Below are 20,381 nucleotides of genomic sequence, written 5' to 3' on the forward strand. Positions count from 1 at the left end.
ACAAATAAAAAAGGAACTCCGCGGAGTTCCTTTTTTATGTCTTAAAAATATTTAATATTTTGTGAAAACATTAAGCCAATAAATTTTCTAAAATTTGTTCATAAATTTCAGCAAGAGGCTCTAAATCATCGACATTTACATGTTCGTTAATTTGGTGAATGGTTGCATTCAAAACACCTAATTCAAGCACCTGAGCGCCTGTAGGAGCAATGAAACGACCATCTGAAGTGCCACCACTTGTAGATAGCTCTGTTTCTACGCCAGTCACATTTAAAATTGCACTTTTTGCAGCATTTACCAATTCACCAACAGGCGTTAAAAATGGTAAACCTGAAAGCGTCCAAGAAATTTCATATTCAACATTATGTCGATCTAAAATTTCTAATGTGCGCGCTTTTAATTCTTCAGCAGTTACTTCAGTTGAATAACGGAAGTTAAATAGCGTATTTAATGTACCGGGAATAACATTTGTTGCGCCTGTACCAGAGTTAATATTTGAAACTTGGAAAGTTGTTGCAGGGAAATATTCGTTTCCGTTGTCCCAAACTGTTTCGCATAATTCAGCAAGTGCTTTAGAAAAGCTGTGAATTGGGTTAACCGCAAGGTGCGGATATGCAACATGACCTTGTTTGCCTTTAACCGTTAAATTGGCATTTAAAGAACCACGACGACCATTTTTAACAATATCGCCAAGTTTATTTGTACTAGATGGCTCGCCAACTAAACACCAATCCATTTTTTCATTACGCGCTTCTAAAGTTTCAATCACTTTAACAGTGCCGTTAATTGAAGGACCTTCTTCATCTGATGTAATTAAAAATGCAATAGAACCTTTATGATTAGGATGTTTTTTGACAAAGCGTTCAGATGCAACAACCATTGCCGCAAGTGCAGTTTTCATGTCTGCACTACCACGACCATATAATTTCCCATCACGGATTTCTGGTGCAAATGGATCGGAATTCCAAGCATCTAAGTTGCCTGTAGGTACAACATCGGTATGACCTGCAAAACAAAATACAGGAGCTTCTGTGCCTTTACGCGCCCAAAGATTATCAACATCATCAAAACGCATGTTTTCAATATTGAACCCAATTTTTTCTAAGCGTTTTGCCATAATGTCTTGGCAAGTATGATCAACAGGGGTCACCGAAGGTTGGCGCAATAATTGTAAGCTAAGCTCAAGAGTTTCAGACTGAGTCATACCAATAAAAACACATTAAAAAAGTGTTCCTATAATAGGCGAAAGTGAAACATAAGTGGAATTTTTACACATAAAAAAACCCTATCGAAGATAGGGCTGTACAGCATAATTAAAGCGAATTAATTATTACGAATTTCTTGCGATGTTTTTTCTGCTGTTTTACTTACAGCATCACCTGCTTTAGAAACATCTTGACCCACACCCTTTACGGTATTACAACCAGTTAAAACAAATGCAAGAGCGATTGAAGCAACAAGGATTTTTTTCATAATGTATTCCATACCTTTAGGTTAAATTTTTATTACCTAATTAGATTAAAAAATAATCTGAAAAGTATTGTTGATTTTTTATGGTGCTTAAGTAAACAAATGTAGCTCACTTTGCGATCAATAAAGCTTTAATAAATTTGCATTTCTATACATATAAAAGTTTTGAGTTTCTGGTTGTAAATATAAACCATCTGTCCACCACAGCGCTGTTTCACTGCTTTTTTCTATATGAGGACAAATCCATTCTTGCCGACTTAATCTATAAAAATCTTGAGACGAATCTTTAATAGAAGTTCCCCAAACTCCTAAACGTCTATTTGTATTAATCCAATTCGGTTGTAAGTTGTTTTTTGAATGTTCAGGTAGAAATAATTGCCCTTTCATTACCGCAAATTTGTGTGAAATTTCATAATCCAATGCATGGCTAAATTGAAACTGCTTTTGAGTAAAATGATTAAGTTTTCTAGCGAAAGTGTCACTTCTATTTAAGCCGTACCAAAAGGGCAGTGATAAATCTTTTTCTGCTAAATAATATTTAAGCGCAACCTCCCAATGTTCAATACGGTTTTCTTTATTGTTGAATATGAGGAAGTCGAGTTCGCCAACTGTTTTCGGTCCATCAATAATTTGAATGCTGTGCGCTAATAATTTGTAATGATGATATTTATCATCGAGTAACCAAAACCAAAAAAACATTTCAAAACGTAAGCCTAAGCGCGTGCTTTTAAGTTTTGCTAGAAAAACATCAAGTTCTGTACTGTCTAAATCAAGCGCATTTAAACGACTGTCATAGTTATTATAAAGTTCTAACCAATGTTCATTTGAATGAAGATTAAAAGAATGTTGAATATTTAGCTCATTAGGAATGCGAGATAAAATATTTGGACTAGCAAGAGCAAATGCAAGTTGACGAACAATTGGAGTTTTATATTTTAGCCAAGGTTCTACGAATGATGATGTTGGAGCGTAGGGCATGTTAAATCCAAGCTAAAAAGTGCAGAAATGCAACGGATAATCATTTAAAACCTCTTATACTACAAAAATGATATACGTAGGAAAAATCTATGAGAACGTTGTTTTGGCGAAGTTTGGTTATCATCTTCGTAATACTTGGCTTTATAGGGGCATTATTGCCAGGTATGCCAACAACCGTTTTTCTTATATTAGCAGCTTGGGCGGCATCTAAAGGTTGGCCGCAAATGGATGCTTGGTTATTAAATCATCCTAAATATGGGCCGACATTAAAAGCATGGCGTGCAAATGGAACTGTACCAAGAAAGGCAAAATGGTTCGCAAGTATTATGATGTTTATTAGTGGAATACTCATGTTATTAACGAGTGCGCCACTTGGCGTTAAAATATTTACAGATGTTACGATGTTGATTGTTGCAATTTGGCTATGGTTAAGACCTGAACCACTTGTTAAAGCAGATGAGGTAGAGCAATGAAATATGCTTTAGAGCAAGCTGATATTTTAGTAGATTTAGAAGAACAAATTTTATATCTGCCAAAGCACAATAAATTTTATGTGATTTCGAGTGGGTTGAATGGTATTGGCGAACAAGAAAATTCAGGTAAAACACCTAGAGGCTGGCATGAAGTTGCATTAAAGGTAGGTGAGAATACACCTGAAAATACCGTTTTTATTGCTCGAAAAGAAACTGGAGAAATCTATAATCAAGATTTAGCAGAAGCATTTCCAGAAAAAGATTGGATATTATCTCGCATACTTTGGTTGAGTGGTTTAGAGGAAGGCTTTAATTTGGGTAAGGGCTGTGACACATTCAAGCGTTATATCTATATACATGGAACACCAGATACAGAACCTATGGGTATTCCTAAGTCACATGGTTGTATTCGAATGCGAAATGTAGATGTTATTGAGCTATTCGATTTAATTTCAGAGAAGGCATTGGTCTATATTTCTGAAAAAAAATTGCTGAATATTTAGAAAAAGGCGAAATAAATATACAGATTTTTAGTTTTTTATTAAAAAAAGTATGGGTGAGTATTTAAAGACTAATCTTAAATTCTATAAAAAACACAGAATTTGCTTGTTTTTGAATCTAATAACCTATTTTTTAATCACTCGAACTTAAAATGTGGAAAACAGTTACAAAAGCGTTTGACACACCGTCAGGATTCTCTATAATGCACCTCATCAAGCGATGAAGTCGATTTGAAAGGGCGCTTAGCTCAGTTGGTAGAGCGTCTGCCTTACAAGCAGAATGTCGGCGGTTCGATCCCGTCAGCGCCCACCAAGCTTCTTTCAAAGTTAAGATGCTTAATGCAGCGGTAGTTCAGTTGGTTAGAATATCGGCCTGTCACGCCGAGGGTCGCGGGTTCGAGTCCCGTCCGCTGCGCCATTTTAAGTTCTTAATAAGTTGTTTGTGCTTTAATAGCGATATTATGTAAGTGCAGCGGTAGTTCAGTTGGTTAGAATATCGGCCTGTCACGCCGAGGGTCGCGGGTTCGAGTCCCGTCCGCTGCGCCATTTACGTAATAAAACTTTTAAAGGGCGCTTAGCTCAGTTGGTAGAGCGTCTGCCTTACAAGCAGAATGTCGGCGGTTCGATCCCGTCAGCGCCCACCAGATTTTTATGATGCAGCGGTAGTTCAGTTGGTTAGAATATCGGCCTGTCACGCCGAGGGTCGCGGGTTCGAGTCCCGTCCGCTGCGCCATCTTAAAATCAAAATGTTTGACCCTTTAAGGGCGCTTAGCTCAGTTGGTAGAGCGTCTGCCTTACAAGCAGAATGTCGGCGGTTCGATCCCGTCAGCGCCCACCATCTTTTATTTAATTAAAAGATAAATGCTTAGAAATAAGTATAGCGATGCAGCGGTAGTTCAGTTGGTTAGAATATCGGCCTGTCACGCCGAGGGTCGCGGGTTCGAGTCCCGTCCGCTGCGCCATTTTTCATTCCCTGAAGTGGAAAATGTATATTCAAAGCAGGTCTTTTCTTGCATCATAGAAACAACAGCGTTGTTTTTATTCTTCAGGGCGCTTAGCTCAGTTGGTAGAGCGTCTGCCTTACAAGCAGAATGTCGGCGGTTCGATCCCGTCAGCGCCCACCATATATTTGAAAATAATAAAAAATACACATATTATAAAACTCAAATTAAATAGCAATATTTATTATGAAAAATCCATATTACCGTAAACCTAAATCAACAGCTAAATCCGATATTAGCATTCAAGATAATTATCTAAATTTTTTAGACACAATTATTACTCAAGGTTATGTGTTTGGTTTATATAATGAAGGGTGGGCGTTATGTGCAACGCATACAGGTCAGCAAAGCTTTGCTATTTGGAGTCATAAAAATTTAGCAAGTATGTTAATGCATGGTGATTGGGCTAATTACAAAATCCAAAAAGTCACATTAAAATTATTTTTAGAAAAAATTATTCCTTATTTAAAGGAAGCTAAATATATTCTTTCATTGAATTTATCGCCTGAAGGTCGAAATATTCAAGTTAATCCTGAAAAAATGTTATTAGATTTAAAATCAACGTTATATAAACTATATATATCTAGACCAGATCTTTATGAAAAATTAGATTTGCCATTACCTCGAAATATTAGAATTCATTAATCTAGAATCTAATCACTTAATAAGTAATGCATATTTAAGTCACACAAATAAAAACCCGAGTCCTAAAACTCGGGTTTTTATTATTTAATACTTCAACTTTATTAATGGAAGATGAGGTTAATAAACATCGCGTCTGTAACGACCATCTTGGCGAAGTTGATCTAGCGTATTTTCACCTAAAATTTCATTCAGTGTACGATCTACATCTGAGGCCATACCATCAATACTGCCGCAAACATAAATGACAGCGCCATCAGCAATCCATTTTTTAAGTGCATCAGCATTTTCAGTGAGCTTGTGATGAACGTAAATTTTCTCAGCTTGGTCTCTAGAGAATGCAAGATCTAAGCGCTGAAGCATTCCCATATTTTGCCAAGCTTCAATTGTTTCTTGGAAGAAATAATCGTATTGAATTTGACGTTCGCCGAAAATTAACCAATTCTGCGAATAATTTTGACGAACACGTGAATGAATTAAGCTCATTAATCCTGCAATGCCCGTACCATTACCAATACAAATAATTGGTCTATTATCATCAATTAAATGGAACGATTCATTGGTACGAATACGTAAATTAATTGTGGTATTTAATTTAGAATATTCGGTTAACCAACCTGAACCAAGCCCAAGCTGAGCAAGATTATCCGATTGTTGGCGCACAACGAGTCTTAAAACTTGCTGAGATGGGATGCTTGCAATTGAATATTCACGCGTTGGTAAGTCAACAAGTTGTTCTAGTAAATGATCCAAATTTGCAAATGGTTCAATTTCACGTGTTAAATCTTTATATAACAATGCTTGTTCAATTCGAATGCCAGAAGAATCAACTTTCAAGTTCTCAGTAATTTGGTGTTTAAGCATAAATTGCTGAATTCGTTTTGGGCTATTTCCTGGTTGAATTTCAGCAATATCACCCGCTTGCCAAATAGCATCGTGATTAGGGCTAAGCTCAATACTAAATGCAGGGGCACCTAAACTGTGAGCATTTAATAGCTTACGGTTTTTAAGTGTCCATTGATCAAAAGTTTTATCAATAGATACATTTTGTAAGTCGAGTTTCGTTGCTTGAGCGAGTGCAGTATTCCATTGCTGAATATGATCTTTGTTCGCGTTATCGACCTCAATCACATCGAAAAGAGCTGTTGCTTTATTGTTTTTAAGCCATGTATTAATAGCATGACCAAAACTACAATAGCTATCAGCATATTCTTTTGAACCTAATGCTAAAACAGCATAGTTCAAATGACTTAAATCGACAGATGAATTCAAGATTTTTTTAACAAAACTTGATGCTAAATCTGGTGCTTCACCTGTGCCATAAGTACTGGCAACAAATAAAATTTGTTCTGTATTTTTTAAATCTTGCAATGTAATTTGCTGTGCAGATTTCACAGTTACAGGTTGATGAGCTTCTTGTAAGCTTGTTGCTGTACTCCAAGCAAGTTGTTCTGAAACACCTGTTTGGGATGCGTATACAATTAGCCAAGGTTTTGCATTAGGATCTATGGTGAAACCAACTTGTGAATTACGTGCGGCAAGCGTTAATTTCTTTTGCTTACGACGTTTCAGGTAAAGCATCCATCCTGTAACAAAGAATAATGGCATTAATAATGATGAAATCATTGCAAAGAACTGATACACAGGACCAAAGAAACTGCCTCTATGCACAGGTAACATGCTGCTCATGATTTTTTCATTTAACTTTTTATCTTCATAAATTTCGACATCTTTTAATTCTGAAGATTTATAGTCAAAAGTGGCTTTATTGCGTGCACGTTCATGTTGTGGAATGGCATCTACAAAGCTTAATTCCATTTCACCATTTGGTTTCTTTGGAATAGTTAAGGTAAGAGTAGAGTAGTCACGACCAATTTGGCTATTAAAACCATTCCAAGTTTGAGTTAATGCAATATTGATTTGTTCAGGGCTTAAACCATCATCTTTATTTTTAGGTGATTTTTTTTCAGCACTTTGTGGATTTTTACCTGCTACAGGTGTTTCAGGACGAGGCTGATTAACTTGCATTTGAGGCTGTGGGCGTTCAACACCAAGTACTTTGAACATGCCATTGCGCCACCAATCGTATGACCAATACAAGCCTGTACATGCAAGTAATAGATAGAATGTTACAACCCAAGTACCAACAACTGCGTGTAAATCCCAAATAAAATTGCGACCCTTTAATTTGGGTTTAACTGCAAACCATTGCTTGAATGAATGCTTTTTGGGCCAGCGTAAATATAAGCCACTCAATACAAAGAAAATTAGAATAAGTGTACAAGCACCAGTAATTTGTTTACCTACAGGCCCAACAGTTAAATTTCGATGTAATTGTTGTATAAACTGAAAGAATTCTTGCCCTTTAATTGCAGGTAAAGTTTCTGCTGTATACGGGTTAATCATGACATTTACGCCACGACGCGCACCTTCTTTTGCAATATTAACCGTAGATGAGGCTGTAGGATCTTTCGCAACCGTAATACTATTTATTTTAGAGTCTGGATTTTCTTGACTAAACTGCTGAAAAATTTGAGCGGGTGTGAGTTTTTCTGAGTTTGGAACTTGTACAACATAGCTATCTTGGTTGATGGCCTTTAAAATTTGTTGTTCGTATGAATAAATTGCACCTGTAACTCCCATAAGGGCAAGAATGAGTCCAGCACTTATTCCAAGAAACCAATGTAATTGAAAAAATATTTTCTTAAACATGAGAAAGGCGTAGTTATAAATAAATTAATTGTAATTATATATGAAGATATTGAAGGGATAATGAATTATTTAAATAATAATTATTCTCAATAGTAATTAGATCAAAATAAAACCTCCATGAATGGGAGGTCTTATAGTGATGATTAAATCTTAAATGGTTTTAGCTTCACCAACAGTTTCTTTTAAATGCTTACGAATTGTATTAAAAGAGAAGTTTTTAGAATCTAAACGTTTTGGCAAAATGTATGCACCTTGCTGATCTTTAACTTTGAAGTTAACGAGCAGAAATTCTGGTGTGTTGTACCATTCATAGATATCTTTCCAAGCAACACTACCGACACCTTCTTGAAGCCCCATTTTTTGGCGCATCACAATACCGTGAGGTTGAACACCTAAACGGATACCTGCAATATCTTGAACAGGGAATTCGTTCATTTTGCGTTTAACATACCATTCTAAGCCAAAGCGACGAACTAAGTAGTAAGTCACAACACTGACAAGTGCCACCCAACAGAAAATTGTTGAATAGTTTTTCAGTAGAACGATACCCAAAATAGAAAGTAAAGTAACAACACCCATGATAGCCCAAGCTTTCATGCCAATTTTATTGGTACTACGCCAAATTGTCAGTTGAGCATGGCGTTGCTCAGCTTCAGAGATTTCGTAGCTCACAGGTTGTAATGTATAAGCGTATAAATTTTTCGCGGTCATAGTAAAATTAACAAATTCAGAACTGTAAAAAGTGTAGCATTAATTGAGACATATCAGGAGTATATTGTTGCAAATTCATCCTATTTATAAAGATGCTAATTCTGTTGAATGTTCATCTCTATCATGACTCAAGCTTTGCTTTAAGCGACTAAGTTGATTCAATATACTCATCATCAAAGATAATTGCTGTAAAATAATGAGAGATTTTTGGTCTTCATCTGTATTTAGCGTTAAGCGTTGACGAATTTTTTGTAGCATGTTCTGAGCACTTAAATCTGGTACTTCATCTCGAAGTAATGCACCATTAATATCATTCAGCGCTTGATCTAGCAATGCTAAAATCTCTTGATCTTCAATTTTTTCTCTATGTGCACCTAAAGCCGCGATATAACTTAAGAAAGTGTGGTTTAAACATAAAAATTCAAAGGCAAGTGCTTTCTGATCTTGGTCAAAATCTGGTTCGGTTGCTAAGGTAGATATTAATGATGCTACATCTGCATCTGAATTATGCGCAGCACGTCGAACAACGCGATACGTTAATCCGTTATTTCTGCCTGTTTTATATTGTTCAATAATTTCTGCTAAATAATTACTTTGTGCATTAAGTGAACGTGAAATATTGCGTGGTAAGCGTCTAAATTTCCAGTCTGGAAAAATAAAAGTCACACCAAGCCAAGCTAAAGCACAGCCAATAAGCGTATCAATCATACGCGGGAAGGCAGCGGCAAAACCTAAACCATCTAAATTAAAGTTAATTAATGCAAGAATGGTAATAAAGGCAGTCGCTTGTGCGTATTGCTTACTGCGTAATTCGAAGAATAATACACCACTAATAATGAGTAGAAGTAATTGACCTTCGATAGAAGGAATGAAATACAAGATGGCATAGCCAATAATAATACCAATGAGCGTACCGATTATTCGCAATCTTAAACGTCGTTTTGTGGCGTTAAAGTTAGGCTGGATAACAAATAATGCTGTTAATAGAACCCAATAGCCATATTGAATATCTGTTACTTGTACGAAAATATACGCAACTAAAAGCACCAAAGATAATCGGATAGCATGACGGAACAATACAGATTCAGGTGTTAAGTTTTGTCGAATACGCACGACAATGTCATCCCAACCTTTTAAGTCATCGTCTTTAAGTTGGTTTTCAATATGCTTAGACTTATCTAGAGAAATATTACGTTCTGTTTCAAGGTTTTTAAGTTGAGCATCAATGGATTTTAAATTTTGATATAGCGAATAAAGTGCATTTACCCAGATTTGGTCGAATGCATCATCTTCTTTTAATTTTTCAAGTGAATGTTTTAAATTTTGAAAGGCATGTTTAAAGCGAAGATTATGATTATAAACTTCACGCTTCATAATGCTTTGACTTAAATCTTTACAGGCTTTTCCCTGTAAAGCCAAAATACGTTGGAAGCGGAAAAGTACATCGCTATGTTCGAAAATTTTTGCTAATTTTTGATAATCAATATGTGCTGAATCTGCACGTTCATGAATATCTTGAGCAACAAAATAATATTGTAAGCTACGACGGGTATCCTTTTGCCCACGGTCACCTTTTAAGCGTGTGAGTAAAACAGTCTTAACTTGGTTGAAAATTCCAACTAATTTCCCATTTTCTAATGATAAATCAATCATGCTTTGTTGATAGCTTTCAGGCGTCATATCTACATCAAAAAGATTGGATTTTGCAAAAAGAAAATCACCTAAAGATGAATATGATTGTGAAATTTTATCTTGTACTTCACGAACAGGAAAAAGTAGGAAACTAATAGTAGAAATTAATCCATACCATGCTGCGCCTATTACCAATAAAGCAGGCTGAATATACCAATCCTCAAAAAGATGAACCCCCAGCATTGAATAGACAGAAACAACCAAACAGCCATATGCAATTGTGGCGTATCTTCTACCTAAAGAACCTAATAAGATTAGACAGATACAAGAAATAATGAGTCCACAAGCAAACAAAACAGGATGTGGGAAAAGTAGTTGAATAGATGTTGCTGTAATGAAAAAGCCTAAATAAGTATAAAGTTGGTTTTGAAGCCGAGCTGAAAAGCGGTCATCAATATCGCTAATTCCTGCCGCAACAACACCTAGTGTTAAAGGGATCGTCGCTAATTGATTTCCCATAAAGTAGGGTAAAAACGCAGTTCCTGAAAATGCAATAATCATCCGAATGTTGTACATAAACGTCGTGTTATAAGTCGCTTGTTTTAGACGCGTAAGCCAAGATTTCAAAACATATCCCTTCATTTATTTAGTGATAGATATTTCAGGTTGAGAACCGATGAAAGAACTTAATAATTGTAGTAAATCATACTATGTGTATATTAATTTTGTCTTTAAAGAATATTGTAAAAGTATGGATAAAAGCTAAAAAAACACAATATTTTTAAGTTGTTGAAATTATATGGTTTAATTTTCTTTGTTGAGTATGTTTTATATTTTTTACTAAATAAATAAAGTGATTTTTCTTGGTGTTTTAAGTATAAAAAATCATACTTATTATATATTAATTAAAAAGCTTTCTATTTTTAGAATAAATATAATACATAGGTATATAAGGGAAAAGTAAATAGTGTGAAAATTATCTTATTAAAAGTATGAAAAACAAACAGATATGAATTGTAATAAGTTTTTTGAATAATTATTCATAAGTTATTCAGTAAAATTGATTTTAATCTTGGTAAGAACTTGTTACATTAAATCCATAATTCGATAAATGTATTTTTCATGGATTGAATTAATAACTAAATTACACATGTTGTAATGATTACACTTTAAGCTTCTGTTACAGATGTATCATCTATAGAGCTTTTGAGTTTTATGGTTATTATGGAATATAAATAACCTTAAAAAGACAAAGTCACGGACGCAAATTTTTAATTTTGGAGAATTTCATGAGTCAATTGCTTACTACTAAGTTTGTAGCAAAAAGCTTAGCAGCAACTGTATCTGTTTTAATGTTAAGCACGGTTGCAAATGCAGCATCAGCAGAGCAAAAGCAAATTCAACAACTTCGTCAAGAAGTTGAAACCTTAAAAACACTGATTCAACAACAACAACAAGTTCAATTACAGCAAGCTTCTCAAATTGAGCAAGTTAAAGCTGCACCACAATCTACTTTGGCGGGTTTGAAGTCTAAAGCTGGGGCAAATGTAAATATTTATGGTTTTGTACGTGCCGATGCTCAATACAAAATTGATGGTGCAGATGGTATTTTCAGTAGCATTGATAAAGCTGACTTAGGTGGTACTAACGTAGGTACTACTGCTAATCCTAAATATGTTAAAAATCCTAACAGTGATCGTTTTTATGCAACTGCTAAAACTACACGTTTAGGTTTAGATTTTAAAGCACCTGTAGAGGGCGCTGATGTTGGTGGTAAAATCGAAGTTGACTTTGCTGGTACAAATGATGCTTTACGTATCCGTCATGCATATTTAACGTATAACAATTGGTTAGTGGGTCAAACAACCTCTAACTTCTTGTCTGGTGCAACAGTTCCAGAAATGATCGATTTTAGCTCACCACTTGGTATAGGTACAAAACGTACGCCAATGGTACGTTATTCAGATAAGATTAATGCAAATGCATCTTATGCTGTAGCTTTAGAAAAAGGTGCGGATGCTAACCGTTTACCTGCAGCTACGGCTAAAGTTGATTATAAGTTTGATAAAGGTGTTGTAAATGCTCGTGCTTTAGTACAAGAAGTACGTGCTCGTAATGTAGATGCAACAAGTACTCAAGCTGATCCTAAAGAATATGATGATAAAAAAGAATTTGGATGGGGCTTAGCAGTTGGTGCTAACTTTAAACCAGTTGATGCATTATCTTTAAATGTAGATTACTCGCATGTAAAAGGTGATAATTTCTATTTAGGCTATACATCTAGTAATACTGCATATGTAGCAGATGGAAATGATATTGATTTGGCTGAATTTGATGCGGTAACAGTTGGTGCTACTTATAAGTTTAATCCAAAGTTACGTAGTACTTTAGGCTATGGTGCTGTCTTCTTTGATAAAGATACAGCAAGCAATAATGAAAAGCTTCAACAAGCTTGGTTAAATGTTATGTATAGCCCTGTTAAACCAATTACATTTGGTGCTGAATATGTTTACGGTAAGCGTGATACTGTAGATAATCAGACTGGTAAAGAAAACCATATTGGCTTTATGGCTAAATACGATTTCTAATTTAAACGTTCATGTTTAAATGTAAAACAGGAGCTTAATGCTCCTGTTTTTTTGTTTATTTTTTCTTTTATTTATTAGCAAATTGTAAAATATAATTAAATAATTATTCATAAAATGCATAATGCGTTCACATTTAAAGTGTGAATTCATGTTTTTAAAAACTATATTCTAACTTTAATAACAAATTTTCTAATTTCAAGCTTGTAGGATTGCATATGGATGAGCATTTAAACGAACGCTTATTAGCCTTAATCAATACGCTTAATACGCCCCTTTGGGATTTCTTGGTTATATTTCTTTTGGCTGTTGGTGGTTTTTACACACTCATTACAGGTGGTGTACAAATTCGCATGCTTTTTCACAGCTTAAAAGTAATGAAGCGTAGCCGTAAAGAAGGTGATGATGATCATGGTATTACACCTTTTCAGGCGTTCGTTACAGGCTTAGCAAGTCGAGTTGGTGTAGGTAATGTAGCGGGTGTAGCCATTGCAATTGCGATTGGTGGACCTGGTGCTGTCTTTTGGATGTGGTTCACTGCATTGTTAGGGATGAGCTCTGCATTTGTTGAATCATCACTTGCTCAGCTATTTAAAATTAGAGATAAAGAAAATAAACAGTTCCGTGGTGGACCTGCTTATTACATTACCCAAGGTTTAAAACAAAAATGGCTGGGTGTTGTTTTTGCAATATCACTCATTTTTACTTATGGTTTTGTGTTTAATGCTGTACAAGCCAATGCAATTGTAGGTGCAACTTCACATGCGTGGGGTTGGGATAAAGCAAACCCTATTATTAATTTAGGTGGTTTAAACTTAGAAGTATCGTGGGTTGGCATAGCACTTGTTGTACTTACAGCAATGGTTATTTTTGGTGGTATTAAACGTATTGCTAAAGTCGCTGAAAGTTTTGTGCCATTCATGGCTATTTTGTACTTAGCTGTGGCACTTTATATTGCTTTCGCAAACTACAGTATTTTGCCAGACATTTTCCATTTAATATTTAGCAAAGCATTTGAATTTGATGCAGCGGCTGGTGGTTTCTTTGGTGCTATGGTTTCTATGGCAATGATGCAAGGGATTAAACGCGGTTTATTCTCAAACGAAGCAGGTATGGGTTCTGCGCCTAATGCTGCGGCAGCATCAGATGTGAAGCATCCTGTAAACCAAGGTCTTGTACAAATGCTTGGCGTATTTGTAGATACATTTGTGGTATGTACTTGTACCGCTATTATTATTTTAGTTTCAGGTTTATATCATGATGCGGGCTTTGAGGGTGTGACTTTAACTCAAATGGCTTTAGAAAGTCAGATTGGTGTTTGGGGCGGAGATTTCTTAGCGATCATTTTATTCATGTTCGCGTTCTCATCGATTATTGGTAACTATGCTTACGCAGAAGGAAACATTCAGTTTATTAATAACAATAAGCAAGTGATGTTTATTTTCCGTGTGTTTGTATTGGTTATGGTTTATTTTGGTGCAATTACAAGTGTTCCGTTAATTTGGAATATGGCCGATTTATTCATGGGAAGCATGGCAGTCATCAACTTATTTGCAATTGTCTTGCTCACGCCATTCTTTATGATGTTGCTTAAAGATTATAAAGCGCAGTTGAAAAATGGAATTGTAGAGCCTGTGTTTAAAATGGATGATCATCCTAAATTTAAAGACAAAGTAAACTCAGATATTTGGTAATTTGTCATTTTTAAAAGCCTCTTTGATAAGAGGCTTTTTTATATTTGAAACATTATGAAATTGAATTTTATAAAAGTTAACGAAAGTTAAGCTAGAAATCTTCAATTTATCCATAAATTATTTGTATATTATGCGCGGTCAATTTATACGTTTAATGGAATAATGTTGAAAGTAAATCTTATATTTGGGTGTGTAATAATATTTCTAACAGGCTGTCAAAGCATTCCCAAAGTTCAACAAAACAAGAATAAGACAGCAGCAATTGCGCCTCATACTTTAGATGATGCTCGTGAAGTATCAAACCAAATAAATTTCAAAAACTTAAAAAAAGATGCGAAAAAACCAATTATCGCTTTAGTCTTAGGAAGTGGTGGAGCACGTGGTTATGCACATATTGGTGCAATTGAAATTTTAGAAAAAAATCATATTCATCCAGATTTTATTGTGGGAACAAGTGCGGGAAGTATTGTTGGTTCGCTTTATGCAAGTGGTAAAAATTCAAGTGAGTTACGAGAAATTGCCTTAAATTTAAAAGCCAATGATGTACGAGATGTTACTCTCGATAAAAAAGGTTTTTTTGAAGGTAAAAAAGTCGAAGATTTCATCAATAAAGAAGTCAATAACACACCTTTACAGTCCTTAAAAATCCCCATGTATGTGATTGCGACAGAACTAAAAGAAGGCAAAAAGGTTGTATTTAATTATGGTAATACTGGGCAAGCAGTACGTGCTTCTGTTGCTATTCCAAGTATGTTTATACCAACAAAAATTGGTGATGACGAATACGTAGATGGTGGTTTAGTTAGTCCAGTACCTGTAGATGTGGCGAAAAAACTAGGCGCAGATATTGTGATTGCGGTGGATATTCTGGCACAACCTGTCCATACAGAAACTTCGAATATTTGGGGGCTGTTTAATCAGAATATTAATATTATGCAAAAGCATTTAGCACAGGAAGAATTGAAAGGTGCAGATATTGTGATTCAGCCAGATTTACGAGAGAAAGTGCATATTTTTGATGTAAGTGGACGTGAAATTACAATGCTGGCAGGGCAGAATGCAACACAAAAAATTTTGCCGGAATTAAGAAAAATAATTGATAATTATCCGCTTTTAAAGCGTTCTAATCGCTTAATTGTGAAAGAGTGATTTTTATAAAAAAAAGACCTACTTTTATTAGGTCTTTTTTTATATTAATAAATAAAATAAAAAAATATCAGATTAAATAACATACTGAAAAACCAATTTTATTTTAAATTATTAAGATTATTTTTATATTAGTGTATTTTTTGTAAATATAAATCTATTAGTTAATTCAAGAATTTAGGTTTATCGTTTGGTCTTATTTTATTATAATTTAGCTATAAAGGAATATTTAGTTTTCTAAAATTTCAAACATTAACACAGGGGTTGTATATGAATGACATACACATAGGTTCAAACGTAATGATGGCAACAGTAGAAAATATTGTATTTGAGGTGATTAACAAAAATGTAGATGGCTCATTTGAAATAGAAGCAAAGTTAGACGGCACAAATATTATTAAATACGGAAATATTGCACAAGAAATGTTGAGATTAGTTGCACAAGAATCGAAGTGAATTTTTACTTTTAAATAAGCTAGGTAGATGGATTTACCTATATTATTATTATTTTTAGATTGTTTATTTTTGTAATACATAAATAGTTGAATATTAAAGCTTTTAAGTATGGTTGGTTAATAAGGATATAAAAAACAAAGGTTTGTGATTTTTATATTATCATTGCACTATATTTTAAAAAGAAATGGTTAATAAATATAAAAAATAATGATGATATTTTTAGACCGTTAAGGGTAAAAATAATAGAAAAAAGCGATATAATATAATTCACATATCTTTTTGTCTTTGAATGAGTCTAGAGAACGTAATGTCCCCATTAGATCAAATTGCCCCAATATTAGATGACCAGTCTGAACTTACAATGTCAGTCTTAATGACACCAGACATGGCAAACTTTTCAGGTAATGTTCATGGTGGAACAATTCTAAAATTACTTGACCAAGTAGCTTATGCTTGTGCAAGTCGTTATTCAGGTAGTTATGTTGTTACGCTTTCTGTAGATAAAGTAACATTTAAAGAGCCTATTCATGTAGGTGAAATGGTAACTTTCCTTGCAAGTGTGAACCATGTTGGTCGTACTTCTATGGAAATTGGTATTCGTGTAGAAGCTCAAAATATTCAAAAGCGTACTGTGCGCCATACAAATAGCTGCTATTTCACAATGGTTGCTGTTGATGAAAATGGTAAACCAAAACATATTCCAGCATTAAATTTAGATAATGATTGGAAACGTTGCCGTTTTGAATCTGCGGAGCATCGTAAAGTTGCTCGTTTACAAGAAAGTCATCATCCTTCTTGCAGTATTTATAAAAAATCTAAGTAAGCTTTACGCTTTAAAAAGACCCCTTGAAGGGGTCTTTTTTTTGCAAAAAATTAAAATATGCACTTTAGTTGGGTGGAATTTATTGAATAAATCCTGTAAATTGAAACGATACGTATCGTTTTGTTTGGGTGGTGTGTGGAAGAGAAATGTTCGCGGAAACAGCATGAAATTTTAAATGCTGTCATAGAAGCGCTAGAAGAAATGGAATATACAAAACTCACCATTGAAGATATTGCTATCAGAGCGGGCGTAGGTAAATCAACAATTTACCGTTGGTGGAAGCATAAATCGGATGTCGTATTTTCAGCTTTTGCTTATAAAACAGAGTCGGTATTTGATTTGGATTTTAATCAATCTTTAAAATTCAATTTACAGCAACAGTTACTGAAATTGAGTCATGCATTAAGCCAAGGCGTTGGGCGTGCTTTATTGGTTGTTATGGCAGAACATCGTGAATCGGCAGGGAAATTTTTCCAACAATATTTGTTACCACGCCGTGAGCTTGTTAAAAAACTTCTTCAAAACTCTATAGAGCGCAAAGAGATTATTGCAGATTATCCTTTTGATATTATGCTCGATAGTTTGTATGCGCCTTTGCATTATCAAATTATCTTTTTTAATAAAATTCCAGATGAAGTTTATATCTCAAAATTAGTGGATTTTATTTTAAACCCAATTTTGATTAAAAATTCTGCCGAGTAAAGGACCTTTTAAAATGAACGAAATTACTCAGCAACGTTTATGGAATAAGTCATTTATTCTTTGTCTTTTCAATAATTTATTTCTCTTTACTTATTACTTTGCATTACTTGCTGTTTTACCCATTTATATTATGAAAGATTTGGGTGGAACCATTGAACAAGCAGGTTTAGCACTCACGCTGTTTTTAGTTTCATCTATTGCTATTCGACCATTTTCAGGATTAATCAGTCAAAAATTGGGGAAAAAACTGACATTTAGAGGTTCAGAGCTTTTCTTTGTTTTATTTGCATTGAGTTATCTTTGGATTGATAGCATGTGGACTTTGTTGCTTATGCGTTTTCTACATGGCTTTTGGTTCAGTATTTTAACAACGGTTACAGTTCCTGTTGCAAATGATTTTATTCCTGAACATCGTAAAGGTGAGGGGATGGGATATTTTGTAATGTCTACGAATTTGGGCGTTGTGATTGGACCATTAATTGCTTTAACGGTTATTCAATTTGCCAGCTTCAATACATTATTCGCATTACTTTCTGTATTAATGGCTGTGGGTTTTATTTTTTGTTTAATGCTAAAAATTCCAGAGCAACAGCCTGAAGTTAAACAAATAGAAGAGAAAAATACCAAGCTTACATTGCATGACATTATTGAAACGAAAGTTATTCCTGTTGGTTTGGTAGCGTTACTTACCGCTTTAACCTATTCAAGCATTTTAAGTTTTATTACAGCTTATAGCGAAAGTAAAAATCTCTTTGAATACGCAAGTATTTTCTTCATTGTATTTGCTGTTTCTATGATTGTAGTACGACCTTTTGTTGGCAAGATGTTTGATCGTAAAGGTCCAAGTGCTGTGATGTATCCATCCTTTATTTTCTTTGCCATTGGTATGGTGCTTGTGAGCTTTGTGAATAATCAATGGACGCTTTGGTTATCTGCGGTATTCATTGGTATTGGTTATGGAACGCTATTTCCTTGCTTGCAAACAGTAGCCATTCAAACTGTACCTAAAAATAGAATGGGGCATGCAATTTCCACATTCTTTACGTTATTCGATATTGGACTTGCTGTAGGTTCAATCATTATGGGTATTTTTATTTCTTGGATGGGTTTTCAAAATACATTCTTACTATGCAGCGTAATTATTGTTTTAACGCTATTAGTTTATAAAGCTACTGTTGCACCTGCACTAAGTCAAAAGAAAAGTGCATAGGAGATATTCATGGAGTTAAGGCATTTACGTTATTTTGTTGCCATTGCTGAAGAGCTTAACTTTACTAAAGCTGCAAAGCGTATGTGTACTGTACAGCCTTCATTAAGTCAGCAAATTAAAGATTTAGAGCATGAAGTTGGTGTGCAGTTATTAGTACGTACAAATAGAAAAGTCGAGCTGACAGCGGAAGGGCAAGCGTTCTTAAAACAGGCTTTACTTTCACTTGAGCATGCAGAACAAGCTATTCAAGATGCGCGTAAAGTTGCGAAAAAGAAAGATTTGGAACTCAATATTGGTTTTGTGCCTGTGGCGGAAATGAAGGTGTTTCCTTACATTATGCCAAATATTCGAGCACAGTTTCCTGACTTGAATATTCAATTCCATAGTCAGACCGATGCAGATCAATTCAAAGCACTTAAAAAAGGTGATTTGGATATTGCCTTTACACGTTATGTTGATGAGTCTGATGATATTGAGTTTGTAGAAATATTTAGAGAGCCTTTGGCTTTAATTGTTCCTAAAGATTCACCATTTGCAGCGCAAAAAAGTGTAAGTATTAAGAGTTTTAATCAGCAGAATTTTGTGATTAGTGATGAAGGATCTTCGCCTCAATTATACAAAATTATTCAGGACTTTTTTAAGAAGTCTAAATTGAATGTAAATGTGGTTCAGCATTCTACTAATATTTTATTGAACGTGAATTTAGTTGGTATGGGCGTGGGTTGGAGTTTAGTTCCTGCTTATGTCATTCCACTTTTGGGCGATAAAATTGTAGTTAAAAATACCATTGAACCTTTGCCAATGATTGAGCTTTATGCGAATTATCCGAAAGGGCAAAAAAATGCTGCAATTGATTTGATTTTAAAAGTGCTGAAAGATCAGTTTCATTTAGGCTTTAATTAAGTTTTAGCAGTGTTGTTTGATTAAATATTTTATAAAAAGCCCAGTCTGTAGCGATTGGGCTTTTAGTTTTGTTATAGGTATGAATTTTGAATGAATAAAATAAACTATTTCGTATAACGTGTATTATGTTAATTTTAGGGAAATTACAAAATATGAAGAACATTATATTTATAATTTTTATTGGATTAATAATATCCAGTTGTGTTTCTATAGACTCACGTAGTAATGAGTTATCTAAAAATCAGCAAAGGTTTACAGAAGGTAAATCTTATGTATTCGCTGTAACTTCATCTTATAATTCTGAAAAAGACAAGTTTCCGATTAAGGATTTAGGTCGATATTTTTATCTTTATGAGAAAAATGGAAAATACATAAGAATTACTCCTAAATTTAGTTCTCAAGAGTTAATCGCTGAAATGTTAGATGAAAATAAAAAAGTAATTGATGAACACAAACTTAAATTATTGCCATATTCCCAAGAAAATTTAGATAAAAGCAGAGAGTCAAAAACACTTTATTTTAATAATAAATATGAAATATTAAAAAAATCAAATCACAGTGTTGCTGATTTAGGTCAATCTTGGATGTATTACACAGCTCTAACTTTCTTAGACAAGAATGGAAACTTAGTGATTACAGAGAAAACAACCGATTTTGGTTTAATATTTTTGATTCCTGTCGGAGGAAAATCCGTTTCAAGTAATATTTTCAATAAGGTGGAATAATACCCTAATTTAACATAA

The 20,381-nt window shown here is 34.3% G+C and carries 18 protein-coding genes and 8 tRNA genes; 20 read left to right on the plus strand and 6 right to left on the minus strand.

Translation table 11 applies throughout. The features are described from left to right. Positions 1-70: 70 nt before the first annotated feature. The 3 genes from dapE to SKM54_RS01065 all read right to left on the minus strand — a co-directional run bounded on the left by dapE (position 71) and on the right by SKM54_RS01065 (position 2,448). Positions 71-1,204: a succinyl-diaminopimelate desuccinylase gene (gene dapE, locus SKM54_RS01055; protein WP_321093673.1), complete on the minus strand. Its 1,134-nt coding sequence runs from the start codon at positions 1,202-1,204 to the stop codon at positions 71-73. Positions 1,205-1,323: 119 nt separating this feature from the next. Next, positions 1,324-1,473, minus strand: coding sequence for an entericidin A/B family lipoprotein (locus SKM54_RS01060; RefSeq protein ID WP_154772843.1), 150 nt, complete (start codon positions 1,471-1,473; stop codon positions 1,324-1,326). 117 nt (positions 1,474-1,590) lie between these two features. Next, positions 1,591-2,448, minus strand: a complete 858-nt coding sequence (locus SKM54_RS01065) for a DUF1853 family protein (RefSeq protein ID WP_321093675.1) — start codon at positions 2,446-2,448, stop codon at positions 1,591-1,593. A gap of 89 nt (positions 2,449-2,537) precedes the next feature. On the opposite strand from SKM54_RS01065, the gene SKM54_RS01070 reads away from it, so the two are divergent. The 11 genes from SKM54_RS01070 to SKM54_RS01120 all read left to right on the plus strand — a co-directional run bounded on the left by SKM54_RS01070 (position 2,538) and on the right by SKM54_RS01120 (position 5,067). Further along, positions 2,538-2,921, plus strand: a complete 384-nt coding sequence (locus tag SKM54_RS01070; RefSeq protein ID WP_321089567.1) for a YbaN family protein — start codon at positions 2,538-2,540, stop codon at positions 2,919-2,921. Further along, positions 2,918-3,424, plus strand: a complete 507-nt coding sequence (gene elsL, locus SKM54_RS01075; protein WP_321093677.1) for a cell wall-recycling L,D-carboxypeptidase ElsL — start codon at positions 2,918-2,920, stop codon at positions 3,422-3,424. The genes SKM54_RS01070 and elsL overlap by 4 nt, the downstream gene beginning before the upstream one ends. 234 nt (positions 3,425-3,658) lie before the next feature. Then, positions 3,659-3,734: transfer RNA gene (locus SKM54_RS01080), tRNA-Val, on the plus strand. A gap of 28 nt (positions 3,735-3,762) precedes the next feature. After that, positions 3,763-3,839: transfer RNA gene (locus SKM54_RS01085), tRNA-Asp, on the plus strand. 51 nt (positions 3,840-3,890) lie between these two features. Next, positions 3,891-3,967 (plus strand) — tRNA-Asp (locus SKM54_RS01090). 22 nt (positions 3,968-3,989) lie between these two features. Next, a tRNA-Val gene (locus tag SKM54_RS01095) sits at positions 3,990-4,065 on the plus strand. A 12-nt stretch (positions 4,066-4,077) separates the two neighbouring features. Continuing rightward, positions 4,078-4,154: transfer RNA gene (locus tag SKM54_RS01100), tRNA-Asp, on the plus strand. 29 nt (positions 4,155-4,183) lie between these two features. Then, a tRNA-Val gene (locus SKM54_RS01105) sits at positions 4,184-4,259 on the plus strand. A 47-nt stretch (positions 4,260-4,306) separates the two neighbouring features. Beyond that, positions 4,307-4,383, plus strand: a tRNA-Asp gene (locus SKM54_RS01110). Between the two features lie 86 nt (positions 4,384-4,469). Then, positions 4,470-4,545 (plus strand) — tRNA-Val (locus SKM54_RS01115). 63 nt (positions 4,546-4,608) lie between these two features. Continuing rightward, positions 4,609-5,067 (plus strand): DUF2750 domain-containing protein, encoded by a 459-nt coding sequence (locus SKM54_RS01120; protein WP_321090930.1) that lies wholly within the window; start codon positions 4,609-4,611, stop codon positions 5,065-5,067. Between the two features lie 117 nt (positions 5,068-5,184). On the opposite strand, the gene SKM54_RS01125 is transcribed toward SKM54_RS01120, so the two are convergent. From SKM54_RS01125 to yccS, 3 genes are all read right to left on the minus strand, one after another. After that, on the minus strand, positions 5,185-7,776 hold the full coding sequence (locus SKM54_RS01125) for a sulfite reductase flavoprotein subunit alpha (RefSeq protein WP_321093679.1): 2,592 nt from the start codon (positions 7,774-7,776) through the stop codon (positions 5,185-5,187). A gap of 150 nt (positions 7,777-7,926) precedes the next feature. Next, positions 7,927-8,487, minus strand: coding sequence for a hypothetical protein (locus SKM54_RS01130; protein WP_321093682.1), 561 nt, complete (start codon positions 8,485-8,487; stop codon positions 7,927-7,929). An 84-nt stretch (positions 8,488-8,571) separates the two neighbouring features. Beyond that, complete coding sequence (yccS, locus tag SKM54_RS01135; RefSeq protein ID WP_321093684.1) at positions 8,572-10,746, minus strand: YccS family putative transporter; 2,175 nt, start codon at positions 10,744-10,746, stop codon at positions 8,572-8,574. Positions 10,747-11,408: 662 nt separating this feature from the next. Between yccS and SKM54_RS01140 the strand changes: the two genes are divergently transcribed. The 9 genes from SKM54_RS01140 (at position 11,409) to SKM54_RS01180 (ending at position 20,363) form a co-directional block, all read left to right on the plus strand. Further along, positions 11,409-12,707 carry a DcaP family trimeric outer membrane transporter gene (locus SKM54_RS01140; RefSeq protein WP_321093687.1) on the plus strand — a complete coding sequence of 433 codons (1,299 nt, stop codon included), beginning with the start codon at positions 11,409-11,411 and terminating at the stop codon, positions 12,705-12,707. A gap of 215 nt (positions 12,708-12,922) precedes the next feature. Further along, on the plus strand, positions 12,923-14,398 hold the full coding sequence (locus SKM54_RS01145; RefSeq protein ID WP_321093689.1) for an alanine/glycine:cation symporter family protein: 1,476 nt from the start codon (positions 12,923-12,925) through the stop codon (positions 14,396-14,398). 162 nt (positions 14,399-14,560) lie between these two features. Further along, a complete protein-coding gene (locus SKM54_RS01150; RefSeq protein ID WP_321093692.1) occupies positions 14,561-15,547 on the plus strand; it encodes a patatin-like phospholipase family protein in 987 nt (328 codons plus the stop codon). A 267-nt stretch (positions 15,548-15,814) separates the two neighbouring features. Continuing rightward, positions 15,815-16,000 (plus strand): hypothetical protein, encoded by a 186-nt coding sequence (locus tag SKM54_RS01155; protein ID WP_154772832.1) that lies wholly within the window; start codon positions 15,815-15,817, stop codon positions 15,998-16,000. Between the two features lie 307 nt (positions 16,001-16,307). Further along, positions 16,308-16,823 (plus strand): acyl-CoA thioesterase, encoded by a 516-nt coding sequence (locus SKM54_RS01160; RefSeq protein WP_154772831.1) that lies wholly within the window; start codon positions 16,308-16,310, stop codon positions 16,821-16,823. A gap of 135 nt (positions 16,824-16,958) precedes the next feature. Beyond that, a complete protein-coding gene (locus SKM54_RS01165) occupies positions 16,959-17,525 on the plus strand; it encodes a TetR/AcrR family transcriptional regulator (protein WP_154772830.1) in 567 nt (188 codons plus the stop codon). After that, on the plus strand, positions 17,515-18,735 hold the full coding sequence (locus SKM54_RS01170) for an MFS transporter (protein ID WP_407060888.1): 1,221 nt from the start codon (positions 17,515-17,517) through the stop codon (positions 18,733-18,735). Before SKM54_RS01165 ends, SKM54_RS01170 begins: the two co-directional genes overlap by 11 nt. Positions 18,736-18,744: 9 nt before the next feature. Continuing rightward, positions 18,745-19,638, plus strand: a complete 894-nt coding sequence (locus SKM54_RS01175; RefSeq protein WP_154772828.1) for a LysR substrate-binding domain-containing protein — start codon at positions 18,745-18,747, stop codon at positions 19,636-19,638. A gap of 152 nt (positions 19,639-19,790) precedes the next feature. Continuing rightward, positions 19,791-20,363, plus strand: a complete 573-nt coding sequence (locus tag SKM54_RS01180; RefSeq protein ID WP_321090924.1) for a hypothetical protein — start codon at positions 19,791-19,793, stop codon at positions 20,361-20,363. The last annotated feature ends 18 nt before the right edge of the window (positions 20,364-20,381 follow it).

The organism is Acinetobacter faecalis, assembly GCF_034187745.1.
In the GTDB taxonomy this organism is placed as follows: Bacteria; Pseudomonadota; Gammaproteobacteria; order Pseudomonadales; family Moraxellaceae; genus Acinetobacter; species Acinetobacter faecalis.